Genomic DNA, 18,058 nt, shown 5'->3' with positions numbered 1-18,058 from the left:
GTGAGACCGGGTAACGCCCTTAGCGGCGGTCGCCCATGAACTGCAGCAGGAACATGAACAGGTTGATGAAGTCGAGATAGAGGCGCAGCGCGCCCATGATCGCCTTGCGGCCGGCGACGTCGGCGACGTCACCCTCGAAATACATCTCCTTGATCTTCTGCGTGTCGTAGGCGGTGAGGCCGGCGAAGACCAGCACGCCGATCGCCGAAATGGCGAAAGCGAGCGCCGACGACTGCAGGAAGATATTGATCAGCATCGCGATCAGCAGGCCGATCACGCCCATGATCAGGAACGAGCCGAATGCCGACAGGTCGCGCCTGGTCGTGTAGCCGTAGAGCGACAGGCCGCCGAAGGCCGCGGCCGTGGCGAAGAAGGTCTGGGTGATGCTGGTGCCGGTGTAGACGAGGAAGATCGTCGACAGCGACAGGCCGACAAGGCCGGCATAGACCCAGAACGTGGTCTGCGCCGCCGCCACGCTCATCGACTGGATGCGGAACGACAGGAACATCACCGCGGCGAGCGGCGCCAGGATGACGACCCAGCGGAACGCGCTGGCGTAAATGAGCTGGCCGAAACCAGTCAGCTGGCCGTCGCCGGTCACGGCGAGGTGGAAGGCGCCCCAGGCGGCAAGGCCGGTAATGAGCAGGCCAAGCCCCATGAGGTTGTAGACTTTGATCATATAGGCGCGCAGGCCCTGATCGATATCGACTCGCGCGCCGGAGGCGGCGCCCGTCTGGTAGTTGCGAATGGGATCAGCCATTGGAAATCCTCTGTTGCTTCTGCCCCGTCCGGTGACAGGTCCGCTTGGATTGATCCCTGGACCAGGCGCCGCTGGCGGGGCTCCAGCATGCCTGACGCGAAATATGATGGTTCTTGACGTCAAGAACAAGACGGTAACGGGTCGTAACGCTTTGTGAGAGTGCGAAAGGCCGGTTTCTGGGCCTTCCGCCGGGCATTCTTACAAAGATTTAATCGGGCCGGGACTTGGAGCCGCGCTCGGTCAGAGGTTGCGCAGCACCGGCGCCGCCTTGTGCCCGAGCACCCGCCAGGTGCCGGCAAGGCCGATGCCGACGGTGACCGTCAGCGAGGCCAGGATCGTCGCCACCGCCACCTCCGGCATGAAATGCGACGGCAGCGTCATGATATGCGCGACCACGAACCAGGCGGCGATGCCGCCGGCGGCCAGCGCGAACAGCGCCGTCGCAAGGCCGATCAGCACATATTCCAGCGAGAAGGCGGCAATCAGCGTCCGCCTTGTCGCGCCAAGCGTCTTCAGCACCACGGCGTCGTGGATGCGCGCCCGGTTGCCGGCGGCCAAGGCGCCGGAGAGCACCAGCACCGAGGCGATCAGCGCGACGCCGGCGGCGGCACGGATCGCCGTCCCCAGTTGCGCGACCAGCCGGTTGACGATGTCGAGCGCGTCCTTGACGCGCACCGTCGTCACCGCCGGGAAGGCGCGGGTGACGGCGTTGAGCAGCCTTGCGTCGTCGGCCGTGGTGGCTTGTTTGTCGGTCAGTGTCGCCAGCCAGCCATGCGGCGCCCCGGCAAAGGCGTTGGGTGAGAACACCATGACGAAGTTGATGCCCATTGTCTCCCACTGCACCTGCCGGAAATTGGCGATCTTCGCCGTGACGTTGCGCCCCAGCACATTGACGGTGACGGTATCGCCGAGCTTCAGCCCGATCGCCTTGCCTTCCTCGGCCGAGAACGACACCAGCGGCTCGCCGGAATAGTCCTGCGGCCACCACGCGCCTTCGGTCAGCGTCGCGTTCTCCGGCTGCTTGGCGTCGTAAGTCAGGCCACGGTCGCCGCGCAGCACCCAGGCGCCGTCGGCCGGGATCTTCACCTTGTCGACGTCGACGCCGTTGAGCGCCATGATGCGGCCGCGCAGCATCGGCACCTTGACCAGCGTTCCGCGCGGCGACTCCTTGCCGACAAGGTTGGCGAAGGCATCGACGTCGCTGCTCTGGATGTCGACGAAGAAGAAGTTCGGCGCCCGCTCAGGCAGGCTGCCGGAGATCTGCCGCCTGAGATTCCCGTCGATCAGCGCCAGCGTCACCAGCAGCGTCAGCCCGAGGCCGAGCGATAGCACCACCGAGGGCGTCAGCGCGCCCGGACGGTGGATGTTGCCGAGCGCCAACCTCAATGAGACCGAGCGCACGCGCGGACTTTTCTTCGCCGCCCATTGCACCAGCACCGCGACCAGCCGCAGCACCAGAAAGGCAAAGACCGTGGCGCCGACGACGATCGAGGCGATGCGGGTGTCATTGGCCGAAAGGATCGCCAGCGCCGCCAGCGCGACGACGATCGCCAGCGCCGCACCCGTATAGGGCAGGCGCGGCAGGCCGCGGCTTTCGAAACCCATCTCGCGGAACAGCGCGGTCGCCGGCACGTCGCGGGCGCGGCCGAGCGGCAGGAGCGCGAAGGCCAGTGTCACCAGCAGGCCGAACAGGGCCGCCATGGCCAGCGCGCCTGGATAAAAGCCGCCTTGCGCCGGCACGGGAATGACCGACTGCAGAAGCGCGCTCGCCACGAACGGCATCGCGGCGGCAAGGATCAGCCCGAGCAGGATGCCGAGGCCCGCGATTAACAGGATCTGCACCAGATAGATGGTGAAGACGAAGCCGCCCGAGGCGCCGAGGCTCTTGAAGGTGGCGATGACGCCGCGCTTGCCGTCGAGATAGGTGCGCACGGCGTTCGCCACGCCGACGCCGCCGACCACCAGCGCCGTCAGCCCGACCAGGGTGAGGAACTGCGAGAAACGCTCGATATTGGCCGACAGCGCCGGCGCGGCGTTGCTGCGCGTGCGGATCGACCAGCCGGCCTGCGGGAAATCCTTCGCGGCTTGCGCCTGAATGTCCTTAATCCGCGCCTCGGAAGTCCCCTCCGGCAGCCTCACCTTATAGGCGTTCTCGACCAGGCTGCCGGGCTGCACCAGGCCGGATGCGGCGAGGCCCTGGCTGGAGATCATCAGCCTAGGGGCGAAGCCGAAACCGTCCGACACGGCGTCCGGCTCGCTGACCAGCCTGGCGCGCAACTCGAAAACGGCGCTGCCGAGCTTCAGCCTGTCGCCGATATGGACGTTGAGCCGCTCGAACAAGAGGTCGGGCGCGGCAGCGCCGAACACGCCGGACCTTTCGCCGAACAATTGGTCCCTCGGCAGCGCCGGATCGGTTTCCAGCGCGCCGTAGAGCGGATAGGCGTCGTCGACGGCCTTGGCCTCGACCAGCGCCTGGTCGGAGCCGTCCTCCAGCCGCGCCATCGAGCGCATGCCGGACGTCTGCGAGACCGCGCCGAGGCTGCGGATGAAGCCAAGCTCGGCATCCGAAGCGCTGCGCTGGTTGACCTGGAAGCGCAGATCGCCGCCAAGCAGCGTCTGGCCCTGATCGGCGACGCCGGCCGAGATTGCCTGCGCCACCGAATTGACGCCGCCGATCGCCGCGACGCCCAGCGCGATGCAGGCAAGGAAGATCATAAAGCCCGACAGGCCGCCGCGCATCTCGCGCAGCGAGAAGCGGATGGCGAGCTTCAGTGTCCGCATCAGGCGTGCATCCTCACGGCTTTCGGCGCATCCTCGATCCGCCCCGAGCGCATCGACACCTGGCGCGCGCAGCGCGCGGCGAGCACCGGATCATGCGTGACCAGCACCAGCGTCATGCCGCGTTCCGCCGCCTTGGCGAAGAGAAGGTCGGCGATCTGCTTGCCCGTCGCCTGGTCGAGATTGCCGGTCGGCTCGTCGGCGATGAGGAGGCGCGGCGATGGCGCCAGCGCCCGCGCGATCGCCACGCGCTGCTGCTCGCCGCCGGAAAGCTCGCCCGGATAATGCGTCACGCGGTCGCTCAGGCCGACAGCCGCGAGCTCGCGCGCGGCCACCCCGAACGGATCGGCATGGCCGGCGAGCTCGAGCGGCACCGCGACATTCTCCAGCGCCGTCATGTTGGGAATGAGGTGGAAGGACTGGAACACGATGCCGATGTTTCGCCCCCGAAACGAAGCAATCTGGTCTTCGCTTTTGCCGTTGATCAGCTCGCCGGCGATCCGGACCGTGCCCGAATCGACCCGTTCCAGGCCAGCAAGAACCATCAGCAGCGTCGACTTGCCCGAGCCCGATGGGCCGACAATGCCGGTAGCTTGCCCGGCCGCCACGTCGAGGCTCACGCCCTTCAGCACATGGACGGAGGATGCGCCCTCGCCGAGCGTCAGCGATACGTCCCTCAACGCGATGACGGCTTCTGTCACAATAAAAGCGCCCTATATGTGGAAAAGGAGACGGCCCGTGTCTCCTTGCTTGGGTTGTTTCGGTCATATGGGGCTCGCCGCATGGCATTCAAACATCGTTTTGCCGCAGCCCCCGTCGTTTTCGCAGCCCTCATCCTTTTCCTTGGCCTTTGCGGCGCCATTTCGTCGGCGCGCGCCGCCACCTTCACCATCGTCGGCTTCGGCGACAGCCTGATGGCAGGCTACAGCCTTGGCCCTGGCCAGGGTTTCACCGACAGGCTGCAGGCAGCCTTGAAGGCGAAGGGCCTCGACGTCACCGTGGCCAATGCCGGCGTGTCCGGCGACACCTCGAGCGGCGGGCTGGCGCGGCTCGACTGGTCGGTGCCGGACGGCACAAGGCTGGTTATCCTCGAGCTCGGCGCCAACGATATGCTGCGCGGCCTTTCACCCGAAATCGCCGAGAAGAACCTCGACGCCATGCTGGGCAAGCTGAGAGAGCGCAAGATCGCGGTGCTGCTCGCCGGCATGCGCGCCGCGCCCAATCTTGGCGCCGACTACCAGAAGGCTTTCGACGCCATCTATCCGCGGCTTGCGGAGAAATACGGCGTCCCGCTCTATCCGTTCTTCCTCGACGGCGTCGCCGGCCACGCCGATCTGCAGCTGGAGGACGGCCTGCATCCCAATCCGAAGGGAGTCGACATCATGGTCGACCGCATCCTCCCAGTGGTCGAGAAGGCCATCGCGGACAATGGCGGTGCGTCGTGAGACCGAAAAGTCACGCTTTCCGCTGGGGAAACATTGTGGACAACAAACCGCTTGCCCCGCGCTGATATCGATGATTCGCTAGGGCCGAGAGTTTCGATTCGAGGACAGGAGGCTTCACATGCCACGTCTTTTCACCGCCCTCGAAATTCCGCGTGACGCCGCTCTCTCCTTGTCCCTGCTCCGGGGCGGGCTGCCCGGGGCGCGCTGGATCGACGTCGAAAACTACCATCTGACGCTGCGCTTCATCGGCGATGTCGAAGGCCATGTCGCCGACGAGATCGCCAACGCCCTCGACAGGGTTCACCGCCCCTCATTCCAGATGACGCTCTCTGGCGTCGGCGCCTTCGGCGGCAAGAAACCCCATGCGGTATGGGCCGGCGTGTCCGCCTCGCCGGACCTGACGGCGTTGCAGGGCGAAATCGACCGCATCTGCCAGCGGCTCGGCCTGCCGGCCGACCCGCGCAAATTCTCGCCGCATGTGACGCTGGCGCGCCTGCGCAACGCAAGCCCGCTCGATGTCGCGCAATATCTTTCGGCGCGCGGCAATTTCGCCGCGTTGCCCTTCCGCGTCGGCCGCTTCGTGCTGATGTCGTCGCGCGATTCGGTCGGCGGCGGCCCTTATATCGTCGAGGAAGCCTGGCCGCTGGTGGGCGAAACGCTCGCCTCGAGCCGCTTCGCCAGCGCCTCCGACGCCTCGCGGATCATGCGGTAGACCGAAGCGAAGGCCTCGGCGCCGTCATAATAGGGATCCGGCACGTCCGCGGCCTTTCCCGTGGCGAAGTCCAGATAGAGATGGACGCGGTCTCGCGCGGCTTGCGGCGCCAGCGCCTTGAGGTCGCGCACATTGGCCCGGTCCATGCCGAGGATCAGGTCGAAGCGCGAAAAATCCCCCGGCAGCACCTTTCGCGCCCTCTGCCCTGAAATGTCGAGGCCATGCTTCGAGGCCACCGCGATCGAGCGCCGGTCCGGCTCCTGGCCGGCATGCCAGCCGCCGGTCCCGGCCGAATCGAGCAGCATTTGGTGGCCCCGGCCACGCTCGGCCCAGACGGCGCGAAACACGCCCTCGGCGAGCGGCGAACGGCAGATATTGCCGAGGCAGACGAACAGAACGGAATTTATGGGCTTTATGCTCATTCGATATGCGCTGTTTGTGCATTTGGAACCCCAAAACCGCAAAGCAGCTTTGGGCGACTTGCCTTATGGTGGGGTCAAATTCGAGATAGCACGGGAAATCATCATGACGAGAGAAAAACTAAGCAAGGACGCGATCGCCGCCGCTCTGGCCGAGCTCGACGGCTGGTCGCTCGCCGCCGACGGCGCGTCGATCAAGCGCAGCTTCGTCTTCAAGAATTTCTCCGAGGCCTTCGCCTTCATGACCCGCGTGGCGCTGGCCGCCGAGAAGATGGACCATCACCCGGACTGGTCCAATGTCTACAAAACCGTTGACGTGACGCTCAACACCCATGACGCCGGCGGCGTGACGGCGCTGGATATCGAGCTGGCAAAGCGGATGAACCGGTATTTCGGCTGAACTCTTGCAGCGGTGGTCCGGTTTCACCACATTTTCCCGCGGTGTGCCTGTGCAACGACGCACACGGCCGCCAAGGAGCGATTGATGACGCAAGGCAGCGGTTCCGATTTCTTCGGCTTCGGCGACAAGCTTGCCGGCGAAGGCGAGATCCGTGAAAAATTCTGGCGCACCGCCAAGAAGGCGGCGCGGCAGATTCCGTTCATGGACGAAGTCGTCGCCGCCTATTACTGCGCCATGGACAAGGACACGCCGCTGCGCGCCAAGGCCACGCTGCTCGGCGCGATGGGCTATTTCGTCCTGCCGTTCGATTTCATTCCCGATTTCGTCGTCGGCCTCGGCTACACCGACGACCTTGCGGTGCTGACCGCAGCGATCGCCGCCGTCAGCGCCCATATAACGCCTGCCCACAGGCAGGCCGCCAGGGACGCGCTGGCCGACAAGGGCTGACGGCGGCTTGCTCAGCTCGCAAATCAGCGCGTTCGAAAAGACAAACTCTTGCCGTTTTCGTGGCATCCAACTCCGCCCGGGACGTCGCGCCAGCCTCAATCCACGGTGGCGGCGCGGATGGTGGCGGTTTCCTGGGGTGAGTTCCTTTTCTCAAGGAGAATTCACCGTTTGGTAACCCTGATTAAATCAAAATGAAGCGACGGCAGGACGCCACGCGGCCCGCCTCCGCACCACTTGGAATACGGGAAGAACGATGCGCGGATTGATTGCTATAGTTTCCAGCCTGGTCCTGGCGGCCGCTTTCGCGGCGCCGGCGCTGGCGCAGCAGGCGACCAAGATCGGCCAGCACAATGCCTGGGGCACCTACAGCTATCAATCGCAGGCCGGCAAGGTCTGCTATGTGCTGACCGTGCCGACCGACAAGCAGCCGCCGTCGCTCGACCATGGCGACATGTTCTTCTTCGTCAGCCAGCGTCCCGGACAGCAGGTTTCCTACGAGCCGCAGTTCATCGCCGGCTACAACTTCCAGGAAGGCTCGAAGGCCACCGTCACCATCGACAAGAAGAGCTTCTCGATGTTCACCCGCGGCAAGTCGGCCTGGGTGGAGAACGCCGCCGAGGAGCCGGTGCTGATCGCCGCCATGAAGACCGGCACCGACATGAAGGTGTCGGCCAAGTCGGGCCGCGGCAACCCCACCTCCTATGTCTTTTCGCTGAAGGGCATATCGGCCGCGCTGGCCTCGATCGCCAAGTGCAAGTAGGCAGAGACCGAGTCTGAATCCGATGGCCGGGCCGCAAGCCCGGCCTTTTTCATTTGAGAGCAATTGCGGAAAGAATGTGAAACGGATTCGATGCGCAATTGCGCATCGGAGAGCGAGTTGGCGTTTCATGAAATGAGCATCAGATCCTACCGCTATTTGGTAGATGAATAGCGGAATGGGTGTTACGGCAAGCAAGGCTGGTTGCTATGGTGGGCATGTACGGCTCGAACCGGCGGAATGAGGACAACCCGAGACCGAGCAAATTCCCCCGCGAGCGGACCGGAAGGAACCCTTTCGTGAGCGCCCAACACCAGTGTCTTGCGATCGCCGCGATGTTGGCTCTTTGGTCTCAGGATTCGCGTGCCGACCCAAGAGCCGCCGTTCCGACCGCGGATTTTCTGAACAGCATCGGCGTCGTCAGCACATTTCCGGACCGGGGCCAGCCTTTGGCCAAGACCGTCGAGATGGTCCGCTATTGCGGCTTCCGGTGGGTGAGGGCGGGAATAGAGGGGTTAACTGACAACGGCCCCACGACCATGCAGACCTTTCTGGAACTGCATCGGCAAACCGGTGCCCGGCTGAGTTGGGGACTGGTGAGCGGTGGGTCTGACCTGAAGAGGTTGATAGAAACCGGCAAGGTATTGGCGCAGGCCGACGCGCTGCTGGCTTTTGAGGGCAACAACGAGCCAAACAACTGGCCTGTTGAGTATCAAGGCGAGAAAGGCGGCGGGCGCGGTTACTCGTGGATGGCGGTCGCGAAATTGCAGCGGGACCTTTACCAGGCGGTCAAAACGGATCCGGCGCTGGCGAAATACCCCGTGTGGTCGATTTCGGAACCGGGAGCGCAAAATGACAACGTTGGCCTTCAGTTTCTTGCAATTCCTCAGGGCGCTGGAACCTTGATGCCGGACGGCACCCGATATGCGGACTACGCGAATGTACACAACTACCTCTATCACCCGCATTCGCCCTATCCGGCCGACAACAAGGTGTGGGATGCTGCCGACCCAACCTATGCTTCGCGGGTCGACGGACTATTCGGAAACTTCGGTCTGACATGGTCGAAATGGTTCCGGGGCTACCCGCCTGAACAACTTGAAACACTGCCGCGTGTCACGACCGAGACGGGAACCAATATCCAAGGACCGGTCACCGAAGAGTTGCACGGTTTGAATTTGTTGAATTTGTATTTCGCTCAGTTCAAGCGTGGTTATGCCTACACTTCGGTCTATCTGCTGAGGGACCGCACCGATGAGGCCGGCAACCAGTCGTTCGGTTTCTTCAGGCCCGATTATTCACCCCGCAAGGCCGCGACTTACCTTCACAACGTTACGACTATTCTGGCTGATGAGGGTACGGTCGCTACGTCCGGCACGTTGGATTACACGATCACGGACCAGCCTCCGACGGTCCATGATCTTCTCCTGCGGCGCAGTGACGGGACGTTCCAACTGGTCGTCTGGGACGAACGGTTGAACGACCAGGACCAAGTGACCATGCGCCTTGGCGCCACGGCGACTTCCATAAGCATCTATGATCCGACTGTCGGCACCGATCCTGTCCGGACGGTGACGAACACGACCTCGCTCGACCTTTTGCTCAGCGATCATCCGATTGTAATCGAGATCTCGTCTGCCAGATAGCTGGCGCGTTTGGACAAGCAGGCCGGAGCTCAAATCCGGCCTTCGCTTTCACAGCGGCTGTTCTGTCCCGGCAACCCTGCGCCGCCGGATCGCCTCGGCGATGAAGACGCGCGACAGCGCGTGATAGAGCGGCTCGTTGGAGATGAGCCGGGCCGTGCCGTAGCCCAGCATCGCCGCGCACATCAGCGCGATGACATTGTCGTGGTTGCCGGTCATTTCGAGGATGATGACGAAGGCCGTCATCGGCGCCTGGACGACGCCGGCGAAATAGCCGGCCATGCCGAGCAACGCCGCGGTGCCGGTGGCCGTGCCGAAGACCATACCGAGCGTGCTGCCCAGTCCCGCGCCCACCGCCAGCGACGGCGCGAAGAGGCCGCCCGGAATGCCCGACACCATCGACAGCAGGCCGGCCGCGAATTTCTCCACGAAGAAGAAGGCCGGCAGCGGCGTGCCTTCGATCGCGCCGCGCGCCTGCGCATAGCCGGTGCCGAAGGTCAGCCCGCCGGACGCAATGCCAATCACCGCGACGGCGAACCCGCAGACGGCCGCCACGACCAGCGCGCGCGGCAGCGGCTGCAGCGCGTTCCAGCGCCGGATGCGGCGCATGACCTTCAACGCCGAGAGCGAGAACAGCGCGCCGACCCCGCCGCCGATGATGCCGCAGGCCAGCACCAGCGGCCAGTCGGAGGCGAAGGCGACCGTGTCCCTGGCGACGCCGAAATATGTGTAGTTGCCAAGTAGGCCCAGCGAGGCGAGGCCGGCCAGGATCACCGCCGTCAGCACCAGCCCGTTGGTGCGCGCCTCATAGGTCCGGCCCATTTCCTCGATGGCGAAGACGATGCCGGCAAGCGGCGTGTTGAAGGCGGCGGCTATGCCGGCGGCCGATCCCGCCAGGATCAGCCCGCGCGCCTGCGCCATGCCGCCCCAGCGTGCCGCCTGCAGCATCAGCGAGGCGCCGACCTGCACCGTCGGGCCTTCGCGGCCGATCGAGGCGCCGCAGGCGAGGCCGACGATGGTGAGCGCGATCTTGCCCACCACCAGCCTGAGCGACAGGATGCGGCTGCGATCGTCCTCGTCGCGCAGATGCCGCGCCGCGATCGCCTGCGGAATGCCGCTGCCTTGCGATCCAGGAAAGAAGGAATGCGCCAGCCAGGCGCAGAGCACGAACCCAAGCGGCGTCACGACCAGGGGCAGATAGAAGCGCCAGCCGCCGTCATTGCCGGTCATGACATGGAACAGGGCCTGCGCGCGGTCGGCGAGCAGGGCGAACAGGACGCTGATCAGGCCGATCGAGATGGCGCCGGCCCAGAAGACCAGGCGCGGCTGCCAGATGCGGCGCGACACCCACATGGCGTGGGAACGCCGCAGCAAACGGTACTTTCGGGATATGCCGGCCATACCTGTCCTCTCAAACGGACTCCGCCTATTGCGCGATCAGCATCGGGAAGTTGGTCGAGAGCGGAATACCAAGCCCTGGACCGACAACGGATCAAACGCTCGCGCCGATAGTTCTGCTCCTTTAGCGAGGAGAAGAGGCATGAGCTACATCCGATTTGTCGCAATGACCGTGGTGTCGACCATCGTCATGTATGGGCTCATGTATCTGAACACATATGCACTGGATCATGTTTTCTTCAGCCAGACCCGCGTCTGGATGGCCATTTTGATGGGCGGCACGATGGCGCTTATCATGATCGGCTTCATGTGGGAGATGTACAAGAGCATCGCTGCAAACGTCGCTATTGTCGTAGCCGCCATTGCCGTTTTTGCCGGCGCGTTATGGCTGGTCAGGAGCCAGGAAACCGTGACCGACGTTTCTTACATGAAGGCAATGATCCCGCATCACTCGATCGCGATCATGACCAGCGAACGCGCCCACATTCGCGATCCCGAAGTTCGCAAGCTGGCTGACGGCATCATCGACGCACAGGTTCGTGAGATCGCTCAGATGAAGCGCCTGATTGCTCGGTTTGAGGCAAACCCCGCTCCGACAGGCGCTCCCGACCTGCCTTCGTATCGGGCCCGTGGCGCCGCGCCGCCACCGCCCGAAACGGACCAGAGCACCGGGATCAATACCCTTGAGATTGACAGGTGATCGGCCGGCCTGGCGGCAAGCCGGGCGCCGTCTCACCGGCCAGACGTGCCGGTGAGACGGAAGCTGGCCTCACATCGCCATTTTTTCACACTCGGCCTGGGCCTTCTTGCTCGACGTATCGATCATGTAGGCTTTGCCCTTGGCGTCGGTGATCATCATCATGCAATGCTTGATCGGCTTGGCCATCTTCATCATGTCGGCGCTCATCTTGGCGTCCGGCATCATGGTGCCCATGTGACCGTCCGGCATGATCGCGGTGACCTGGCCGCCCTTCATCATCGTCATGGCGCCCATTGTGTCCTCGGCGAAGGCCTGCGAAGCCGAAAGACCGACGAGGCCGGCAATGAGTGCGAACTTGATCGAGTGCATCTGAACAACTCCCATTGTTGAAGGGCATGGTCGCCCTCTTCCGGTTCGCCGGCGCGGCGCGAATAGTTACGCCAACACGAATACGTGATCGATTTTCATGGCGGCAGCCGGCCGCGTCGCGCCACCGCCGCTGGCGGAGGTCAAGATTTGTTGACCGCTGTGCCAGCCGAAATCGCTATCGCTTCGCATCGATCGGGCCATAAAGCAGCCCGGTGCGGCGGGAGGCCAGGCCGGCAGGGCCGCACGACATCGACGCCGGCTTGATCGCGGATGGCTCGCGGGCGGGCCATCGCTTCCTGCACGACGGAACTGGCCGACAATTGGAACAGCATCTCTTTGCGACCGAGCGCGACCCGCGTCTCAGGCTGATCATCCCGGCAATCGTCGCCATCGCCTTCCTGATGGAACAGCTCGATTCCACCATCCTCACCACCGCCATTCCGGCCATCGCGCAAAGCCTCGACACAACGCCGGTCCGGCTCAATCTGGCGATCACCACCTACATCCTGACCTTGGCCGTGTTCATCCCGGTCAGCGGCTGGTTCGCCGACCGGTTCGGCGCCCGCAGGATCTTCGCCCTGGCGCTCTTCACCTTCACCTTGGGCTCCGTCCTGTGCGGCGTGGCCGACAGCGTCGGCATGTTGCTCGCGATGCGCGCGCTGCAGGGGCTGGGCGGCGCCATGATGACGCCGGTCGGTCGGCTGATCCTGCTGCGGTCCTTTCCGCGCAGCGGGCTGATCACCGCCATGACCTACATGACCTTGCCGGCGATCGTCGGTCCCGTGATCGGGCCGCTGCTCGGCGGCATGCTGACCACCTATGCCTCCTGGCGCTGGATCTTCTACGTCAACGTGCCGTTCGGCCTCATCGGCATTTTCGCCGCCTTGCGCTTCGTCGGCGATTTCCACGGCGAGGAAGCGCAGCCTTTCGACTTCGCCGGTTTTCTGATGGTGGGAGCCGGCGCGGCACTCCTGCAATTCGGCCTGGAGAATATCGGCAGGCCGATCATTTCGCCGCTGGCGACCATGCTGGTGCTGGCGGCCTCGGTGCTGCTGCTCTTCGCCTTCGGCCGCTATGCGCGCCGCGTCGCGGCGCCCGCGGTCGATCTCACGCTGTTCCGCTTCCGCTCCTTCTGGGTCGGCACGCTGGCCGGCGGGCTCTGCCGCATCGGCCTCAACGGCGCGCCCTTCCTGTTGCCGCTGATGCTGCAGGTCGGCTTCGGCATGAGCCCGGTCACGTCGGGCTCGCTGACCTTCGTCGGCAGTTTCGGCGCGCTGCTCATGCGGCCGCTGCTGTCGTTCTTCCTGCGGCGCTTCGGCTTCAAGGCCGTGCTGAGCGGCAGCGCGGTGGTCGGGTCAGTTGCCGTGGCGGGCTTTGCCCTGCTCGACGCCGACACCCCGCATTGGCTGATCGGCCTCTATGTCTTTTTCTTCGGCATCGTGCGTTCGGCGCAGTTCATGTCGTCCAACACGCTCTCCTACGCCGACCTGCCGGGCGAGAAGCTCAGCCGCGCCACCAGCCTGGGCGGCGTCCTGCAGCAGCTCAGCGTCTCGCTCGGCGTTTCGATCGCCGCCATGGTGCTCGGCCTCGTCTCCGGTGAGGTGCACGCGCCGACGGCGAGCCAGTTCCATTGGGCGTTCCTGCTGACGGCGGTGATCCCGCTGCTCTCCATCCCGGGATTCTTCTTCCTCCATCCGGAAGACGGCCAGCAGGTCAGCGGCCATCGCCGCAAGGCGGAAGCAGCCGCCGACGCCACGTCGTGACCTCCCGGGCGCATGACTCCGCCGTCAACCTGTGCTATGCGCCGCGCTTCCTTGTCCGGCCCTACTGAAATCGGCCGCAAATCGCTTATATTGGCGCCACCATGACCGTTTCGCTTGATCTTACCGCCGAAGGCGCCCGTGACGCCTTGCGCCGCGCAGCACCCACCGAGAAGCCGTCACTGATCGGCTTGACCCGCGCCGAGCTCGGCGAGGCCCTCGTCGGCGCCGGCATCGTGCCGGAGCGCCAGGCCAAGATGCGCGCCCAGCAGCTCTGGCACTGGATGTATGTGCGCGGCGTCTCCGACTTCGCCCACATGTTCAACATCTCCAAGGATCTGCGCGCCGCGCTCGACCAGCATTTCACCGTCGCGCGGCCTGAGATCGTCGAGGAGCAGATTTCTTCCGACGGCACGCGCAAATGGCTGTTCCGCTTCCCGCCGCGCGGCGCCGGCCGCCCGGTCGAGATCGAGACGGTCTACATTCCCGAGGAAGGCCGCGGCACGCTCTGCATCTCTTCGCAGGTCGGCTGCACGCTGACCTGCTCCTTCTGCCACACCGGCACGCAGAAGCTGGTGCGCAACCTGACCACCGAGGAGATTCTGGCGCAGCTGCTCACCGCGCGCGACCGGCTCGGCGACTTCCCCGATCGCGACACGCCGGACGGCGCCATCGTGCCGGCCGAGGGCCGCAAGGTGTCGAACATCGTCATGATGGGCATGGGCGAGCCGCTCTACAATTTCGAGGCGGTGAAGAAGGCGCTGCTGATCGCTTCCGACGGCGACGGCCTGTCCCTGTCGAAGCGCCGCATCACGCTGTCGACCTCCGGCGTCGTGCCGGAGATCGCCCGCACCGGCGAGGAGATCGGCGTCATGCTGGCGATCTCGCTGCATGCCACCAACGACGACCTGCGCGACCTTCTGGTGCCGATCAACAAGAAATTCCCGCTGAAGGAGCTGATCGCCGCCTGCAAGGCCTATCCCGGCCTCTCCAACGCCAAGCGCATCACCTTCGAATATGTGATGCTGAAGGACGTCAACGATTCCCTCGACGACGCCAAGGCGCTGGTGAAGCTCTTGAGGGGCATTCCGGCCAAGATCAATTTGATCCCATTCAACCCCTGGCCCGGCACCAACTACCAGTGCTCGGACTGGGAGACGATCGAGAAGTTTGCCGACTACATAAACAATGCCGGCTACGCCTCGCCGATCCGCACGCCGCGCGGTCGCGACATCCTCGCCGCCTGCGGCCAGCTCAAGTCGGAATCCGAGCGCATGCGCAAAGTCGACCGGCTGGCGCTCGAAGCCATGATGATCGCGGGGCATGGCGAGGCGTGAGCGATCTCCCCTGGGGTCGCATCGCTCTCGCCTGTATGGGCTATCTCGCCGCCGTTTTGATCGCGGCCGCCATCACTGTGTTTGCCATGCTGGCACCCAGCGCCCTGCCTGATAATGGTGCATGGGGATCGATCTATGCCAACAGTCGCCAGCTGGTCGACATTTACTCGGTAGGGTTGGCGATCACATTTCCGACGGCGCTACCCGGTTTTCTTTTGACGCTGTTCGTCGCGCGCCGAACTGGCTGGGTTGGCTGGCTGCCATACGCATGCGCCGGCGTCCTCGACGCCATCCTTGCCCTGGCGATCTTCGATCTCGGACTTCAGATGCTCGACCCCCTCCCGCCGCGGATACCCCTGTTGGGAATGCCCTTAAAAATATTGTTGCCCTGTGTCCCAGGTGGTTTCGCTGGTGGCTTTGCTTACTGGGCATTGGTCAGACGATCTCTGCCGAGCAACAGACAGTGGTTTTGGGCATGAGGCGCATCATCGCCTATCTCGTCCGCTTCGCCGTCATCCTGATTGGCTATGTTGTCGGCTCGCTGGCGGCGAGCGCCTTTCTCAACGCGCTTTTCCTCGGTTATTTCGGCTATGCGCTGGAGCCAAGCCACCCGACGATCGCGCCGGCGCTCTATTTTTCGGTGCCGTTCGTGGCACTGTTCGTCGCCTATTTCGCCTTCATGCCGGCGGCCGTCGTGATCCTGGCGGCCGAGGTGCTTGGCCGGCGCGACTGGCTGTTCTACGCGCTGGGCGGCGCGGTCGTCGCCATCGTCTTCCTCGGCTTCGTGCATAATCTGGGCGATGCCAATTTCGATGTCACCGCGACCAATGTCCGCTTGGCCGTGACCGGCAGCGGCATGGTCGGCGGCATCTTCTACTGGCTCTCCGCCGGCCGCTGGGCCGGCACCTGGCGCCGCGACCCGCTGCCCGACGCGGACCCTTGAGCTGATGACGAAAAGTTGCAGACTTTTCCGCAGCGGATCATGTCAAAACCCATCGACTTGAACAGGCTGCCCGTATCGAATTTGGCGCGCCGCGCCGAGACATTCTGGCAAGACAGATAGGAGCAGGGCCGTGGCGGAAGGCGAAATGAATGGCGGCTCGGCCGCCGCCGTGGCCGAACGGCTCGATCAACCGGCCGAACGCAGTCCCTCCGGCCTCGGTGCCGGCCTGCTGTTCATCCTCTCCATCGCCTGCGGCGTAAGCGTCGCCACCATTTACTTCCCGCAAGCCATCACGCTGCTGATCGCGTCCGACCTGCACGTCCCTGCCGACACGGCGGCTCTGGTCGTCACCACCGCCCAACTTGGCTATGCGCTTGGCCTTCTGCTGCTGGTGCCGTTGGGAGACCGGCTGCCGCATCGTCCGCTTGTCGCAACCCTGTTGACGCTGACGGCCGCAGCACTTCTGATCGCCAGCCAGGCGCCGACGCTGCCGGTGCTGGCAGTCGCAAGCATGGCGACGGGCATCACCACCGTGGTGCCGCAGATCCTGCTGCCGATGGCGGCCGGACTGATGCCGCCGGAGCGGCGCGGGGCGGTCACCGGCACGCTGCTCAGCGGATTGCTGGCCGGCATTCTTTTGGCCCGCACCTTCGGCGGCTTTCTCGGCGAGCATCTCGGCTGGCGCGGACCGTACCTGGTCGCCGCGGCGGCGCTGTTCGCCTTCGCCGTTCTGCTTGGCCTCGTGCTGCCCAGGACGGCGCCGACATCTTCGCAGCGTTATCCTTCGCTGGTCGCGGCGGCATTCATCCTCTTTTGCGACGAGCCGGAGCTGCGCCGCTCCTGCCTTTACCAGGCGCTGATGTTCGGCGCCTTCACCGCCGCCTGGACGAGCCTGGCCTTGCTGCTTGGCGGACCGCTGTACCATCTCGGCGGCCAGGCGGTCGGGCTGATCGCGCTGGTCGGCGCGGCCAGCGTGCTCTGCACGCCGGTCGTCGGCCGGCTGATCGACCGCAAGGGCCCAGACGTCGTCAGCCCGCTCGCCTTTGTCACCGGCATCGCGGCGGCGATCGTCCTGCTCGGCGGCGCGCTTGGCGGAGCAACAGGCCTGTTGGCGCTCACGGCGGGCATGCTGCTTCTCGATATCGCCGTGCAAAGCGGTCAAACCGCCAACCAGGCGCGTGTCTTCGCGATCCGGCCCGACGCCCGCAGCAGGCTCAACACGGCCTATATGACCTCGGTTTTCCTCGGCGGCAGCGCCGGCTCGTGGATCGGCGTCAAGATCTACGGCCATTGGGGATGGCCGGGCGTCTGCGCGCTCATCGCCGCCGCGGCGACGATCGCTCTCGCAAGGCATACGGTGAAGATATATCGCTGAACCCTTGCCGATTGCCGCAAGCGCCGAGCGACAGCTACTTCGCCTGCGCGGTCAGGATCTTGAGCGCGAAGGCCGAGAACACGCCGCCAAACAGATAATCGACCCCCCGCGTGACGCGCGGGCTTGCCTTCATCGCCGCCGAGAATTTTTCCGCCGCCAGCACCATCGGCGCCGTCACCGGGATCGACAGCGCGATGAACATCACGCCGAGGAAGAACAGTTTGCCGGACGCGTTGGGATCATGCGCGGAGACGAATTGCGGCAGGAAGGTCATGAAGAACAGGATGATCTTCGGGTTGAGCAGGTTGACGCCGAGCCCGGCCGCCCAGCTGCGGAACAGCGAAACCTGCGGTCCCGTCCGCTTCTCCGGCGAGAAGGCCGAGCCCTTCGTCACCGCCTGCCAGGCCAGAAACACCAGATAGCCTGCGCCGAAGATCTTGAGCACGAAGAAGGCCATCGGCGAAGCGACGATCAGCGCCGAGATGCCGACCACCACCAGCGTTGTGTGGATCAGCGTGCCGGTGAGCGCGCCAGCCATCGAGGCGAAGCCGGTGGCGCGGCCCTGGCTCAGCGTGCGCGAGACGAACAGCGTCATGTCCGGCCCCGGCGTGATCGCCAGGATGATGGTGGCAATGGCGAACTGGATGAGCGTCGAAGTGTCGGGAATGAAGGACATTGGTCGCCTCGGGGGTCGCCTCGGGTGGATCGCGCAGCCCTATAACGCGGCGCTTTCTGCCGCGCCAGCGTCTGTCCTGGCAAACATCTGGCCCAGCCTGTGCCATAGCCCGGCGCGCCTTCGTCTCTTGCGCCGCCCG

General features: G+C 64.7%; 19 protein-coding genes. 12 read left to right on the top strand and 7 right to left on the bottom strand.

Going from position 1 to position 18,058, the window contains the following annotated elements; genetic code table 11:
* Positions 1-19 precede the first annotated feature (19 nt).
* The 3 genes from E5X34_RS17745 to E5X34_RS17735 all read right to left on the bottom strand — a co-directional run bounded on the left by E5X34_RS17745 (position 20) and on the right by E5X34_RS17735 (position 4,239).
* Entirely contained in the window at positions 20-760 is a 741-nt protein-coding gene (locus E5X34_RS17745) for a Bax inhibitor-1/YccA family protein (protein WP_126063630.1), read from the bottom strand.
* A gap of 240 nt (positions 761-1,000) precedes the next feature.
* Positions 1,001-3,541 carry an ABC transporter permease gene (locus E5X34_RS17740; protein WP_292567297.1) on the bottom strand — a complete coding sequence of 847 codons (2,541 nt, stop codon included), beginning with the start codon at positions 3,539-3,541 and terminating at the stop codon, positions 1,001-1,003.
* The gene (locus tag E5X34_RS17735) at positions 3,541-4,239 is read right to left on the bottom strand and encodes an ABC transporter ATP-binding protein (RefSeq protein ID WP_292567295.1); all 699 of its coding nucleotides are present in this window, start codon (positions 4,237-4,239) and stop codon (positions 3,541-3,543) included. The genes E5X34_RS17740 and E5X34_RS17735 overlap by 1 nt, the downstream gene beginning before the upstream one ends.
* Positions 4,240-4,320: 81 nt before the next feature.
* Here E5X34_RS17735 and E5X34_RS17730 point away from each other — a divergent pair, with 81 nt between their 5' ends.
* Both E5X34_RS17730 and thpR read left to right on the top strand, forming a co-directional pair.
* The gene (locus tag E5X34_RS17730) at positions 4,321-4,983 is read left to right on the top strand and encodes an arylesterase (RefSeq protein WP_292567292.1); all 663 of its coding nucleotides are present in this window, start codon (positions 4,321-4,323) and stop codon (positions 4,981-4,983) included.
* 118 nt (positions 4,984-5,101) lie between these two features.
* Positions 5,102-5,695, top strand: a complete 594-nt coding sequence (gene thpR / locus E5X34_RS17725) for an RNA 2',3'-cyclic phosphodiesterase (RefSeq protein WP_095820315.1) — start codon at positions 5,102-5,104, stop codon at positions 5,693-5,695.
* Here thpR and E5X34_RS17720 read toward each other — a convergent pair.
* Positions 5,602-6,117, bottom strand: coding sequence for a low molecular weight protein-tyrosine-phosphatase (locus tag E5X34_RS17720; RefSeq protein ID WP_292567289.1), 516 nt, complete (start codon positions 6,115-6,117; stop codon positions 5,602-5,604). The two genes, thpR and E5X34_RS17720, sit on opposite strands and share 94 nt — an antisense overlap.
* Positions 6,118-6,220: 103 nt before the next feature.
* On the opposite strand from E5X34_RS17720, the gene E5X34_RS17715 reads away from it, so the two are divergent.
* The 4 genes from E5X34_RS17715 (at position 6,221) to E5X34_RS17700 (ending at position 9,364) form a co-directional block, all read left to right on the top strand.
* On the top strand, positions 6,221-6,514 hold the full coding sequence (locus tag E5X34_RS17715) for a 4a-hydroxytetrahydrobiopterin dehydratase (protein WP_292316730.1): 294 nt from the start codon (positions 6,221-6,223) through the stop codon (positions 6,512-6,514).
* Positions 6,515-6,598: 84 nt separating this feature from the next.
* Entirely contained in the window at positions 6,599-6,961 is a 363-nt protein-coding gene (locus E5X34_RS17710; protein WP_292567286.1) for a YkvA family protein, read from the top strand.
* Positions 6,962-7,214: 253 nt separating this feature from the next.
* On the top strand, positions 7,215-7,721 hold the full coding sequence (locus tag E5X34_RS17705) for an invasion associated locus B family protein (RefSeq protein WP_042645424.1): 507 nt from the start codon (positions 7,215-7,217) through the stop codon (positions 7,719-7,721).
* A gap of 296 nt (positions 7,722-8,017) precedes the next feature.
* The gene (locus E5X34_RS17700; protein WP_292567285.1) at positions 8,018-9,364 is read left to right on the top strand and encodes a glycosyl hydrolase; all 1,347 of its coding nucleotides are present in this window, start codon (positions 8,018-8,020) and stop codon (positions 9,362-9,364) included.
* Positions 9,365-9,412: 48 nt separating this feature from the next.
* On the opposite strand, the gene E5X34_RS17695 is transcribed toward E5X34_RS17700, so the two are convergent.
* The gene (locus E5X34_RS17695; RefSeq protein ID WP_292567283.1) at positions 9,413-10,762 is read right to left on the bottom strand and encodes a chloride channel protein; all 1,350 of its coding nucleotides are present in this window, start codon (positions 10,760-10,762) and stop codon (positions 9,413-9,415) included.
* A 139-nt stretch (positions 10,763-10,901) separates the two neighbouring features.
* Between E5X34_RS17695 and E5X34_RS17690 the strand changes: the two genes are divergently transcribed.
* The gene (locus E5X34_RS17690; RefSeq protein ID WP_292567281.1) at positions 10,902-11,459 is read left to right on the top strand and encodes a DUF305 domain-containing protein; all 558 of its coding nucleotides are present in this window, start codon (positions 10,902-10,904) and stop codon (positions 11,457-11,459) included.
* A gap of 69 nt (positions 11,460-11,528) precedes the next feature.
* On the opposite strand, the gene E5X34_RS17685 is transcribed toward E5X34_RS17690, so the two are convergent.
* Entirely contained in the window at positions 11,529-11,828 is a 300-nt protein-coding gene (locus E5X34_RS17685; protein WP_042645420.1) for a hypothetical protein, read from the bottom strand.
* A 320-nt stretch (positions 11,829-12,148) separates the two neighbouring features.
* Here E5X34_RS17685 and E5X34_RS17680 point away from each other — a divergent pair, with 320 nt between their 5' ends.
* From E5X34_RS17680 to E5X34_RS17660, 5 genes are all read left to right on the top strand, one after another.
* Positions 12,149-13,591, top strand: a complete 1,443-nt coding sequence (locus tag E5X34_RS17680) for a DHA2 family efflux MFS transporter permease subunit (protein WP_292567277.1) — start codon at positions 12,149-12,151, stop codon at positions 13,589-13,591.
* A 101-nt stretch (positions 13,592-13,692) separates the two neighbouring features.
* Positions 13,693-14,925: a 23S rRNA (adenine(2503)-C(2))-methyltransferase RlmN gene (rlmN, locus tag E5X34_RS17675; protein ID WP_292567275.1), complete on the top strand. Its 1,233-nt coding sequence runs from the start codon at positions 13,693-13,695 to the stop codon at positions 14,923-14,925.
* Positions 14,922-15,404, top strand: a complete 483-nt coding sequence (locus E5X34_RS17670) for a hypothetical protein (protein ID WP_292567274.1) — start codon at positions 14,922-14,924, stop codon at positions 15,402-15,404. Before rlmN ends, E5X34_RS17670 begins: the two co-directional genes overlap by 4 nt.
* Positions 15,401-15,868 (top strand): hypothetical protein, encoded by a 468-nt coding sequence (locus E5X34_RS17665; RefSeq protein WP_292567272.1) that lies wholly within the window; start codon positions 15,401-15,403, stop codon positions 15,866-15,868. The genes E5X34_RS17670 and E5X34_RS17665 overlap by 4 nt, the downstream gene beginning before the upstream one ends.
* A gap of 130 nt (positions 15,869-15,998) precedes the next feature.
* Entirely contained in the window at positions 15,999-17,243 is a 1,245-nt protein-coding gene (locus E5X34_RS17660) for an MFS transporter (RefSeq protein WP_292567270.1), read from the top strand.
* Positions 17,244-17,277: 34 nt separating this feature from the next.
* Here the strand turns inward: E5X34_RS17660 and E5X34_RS17655 are convergent, their stop codons facing one another.
* The gene (locus E5X34_RS17655; protein WP_292567269.1) at positions 17,278-17,919 is read right to left on the bottom strand and encodes a LysE family translocator; all 642 of its coding nucleotides are present in this window, start codon (positions 17,917-17,919) and stop codon (positions 17,278-17,280) included.
* Positions 17,920-18,058: the final 139 nt, after the last annotated feature.

The organism is Mesorhizobium sp. (assembly GCF_004963255.1).
Taxonomy (GTDB): domain Bacteria; phylum Pseudomonadota; class Alphaproteobacteria; order Rhizobiales; family Rhizobiaceae; genus Mesorhizobium.
This window is presented reverse-complemented; position numbering and strand designations above follow the sequence as displayed.

Coding starts and splice junctions, on each gene's coding strand:
- E5X34_RS17665 (WP_292567272.1), top strand. CDS start 15,401: ATGAGGCGCATCATCGCCTATCTCGTCCGCTTCGCCGTCATCCTGATT.
- E5X34_RS17745 (WP_126063630.1), bottom strand. CDS start 760: ATGGCTGATCCCATTCGCAACTACCAGACGGGCGCCGCCTCCGGCGCG.
- E5X34_RS17720 (WP_292567289.1), bottom strand. CDS start 6,117: ATGAGCATAAAGCCCATAAATTCCGTTCTGTTCGTCTGCCTCGGCAAT.
- E5X34_RS17710 (WP_292567286.1), top strand. CDS start 6,599: ATGACGCAAGGCAGCGGTTCCGATTTCTTCGGCTTCGGCGACAAGCTT.
- E5X34_RS17740 (WP_292567297.1), bottom strand. CDS start 3,541: ATGCGGACACTGAAGCTCGCCATCCGCTTCTCGCTGCGCGAGATGCGC.
- E5X34_RS17730 (WP_292567292.1), top strand. CDS start 4,321: ATGGCATTCAAACATCGTTTTGCCGCAGCCCCCGTCGTTTTCGCAGCC.
- E5X34_RS17685 (WP_042645420.1), bottom strand. CDS start 11,828: ATGCACTCGATCAAGTTCGCACTCATTGCCGGCCTCGTCGGTCTTTCG.
- E5X34_RS17690 (WP_292567281.1), top strand. CDS start 10,902: ATGAGCTACATCCGATTTGTCGCAATGACCGTGGTGTCGACCATCGTC.
- E5X34_RS17655 (WP_292567269.1), bottom strand. CDS start 17,919: ATGTCCTTCATTCCCGACACTTCGACGCTCATCCAGTTCGCCATTGCC.
- E5X34_RS17695 (WP_292567283.1), bottom strand. CDS start 10,762: ATGGCCGGCATATCCCGAAAGTACCGTTTGCTGCGGCGTTCCCACGCC.
- E5X34_RS17715 (WP_292316730.1), top strand. CDS start 6,221: ATGACGAGAGAAAAACTAAGCAAGGACGCGATCGCCGCCGCTCTGGCC.
- rlmN (WP_292567275.1), top strand. CDS start 13,693: ATGACCGTTTCGCTTGATCTTACCGCCGAAGGCGCCCGTGACGCCTTG.
- thpR (WP_095820315.1), top strand. CDS start 5,102: ATGCCACGTCTTTTCACCGCCCTCGAAATTCCGCGTGACGCCGCTCTC.
- E5X34_RS17705 (WP_042645424.1), top strand. CDS start 7,215: ATGCGCGGATTGATTGCTATAGTTTCCAGCCTGGTCCTGGCGGCCGCT.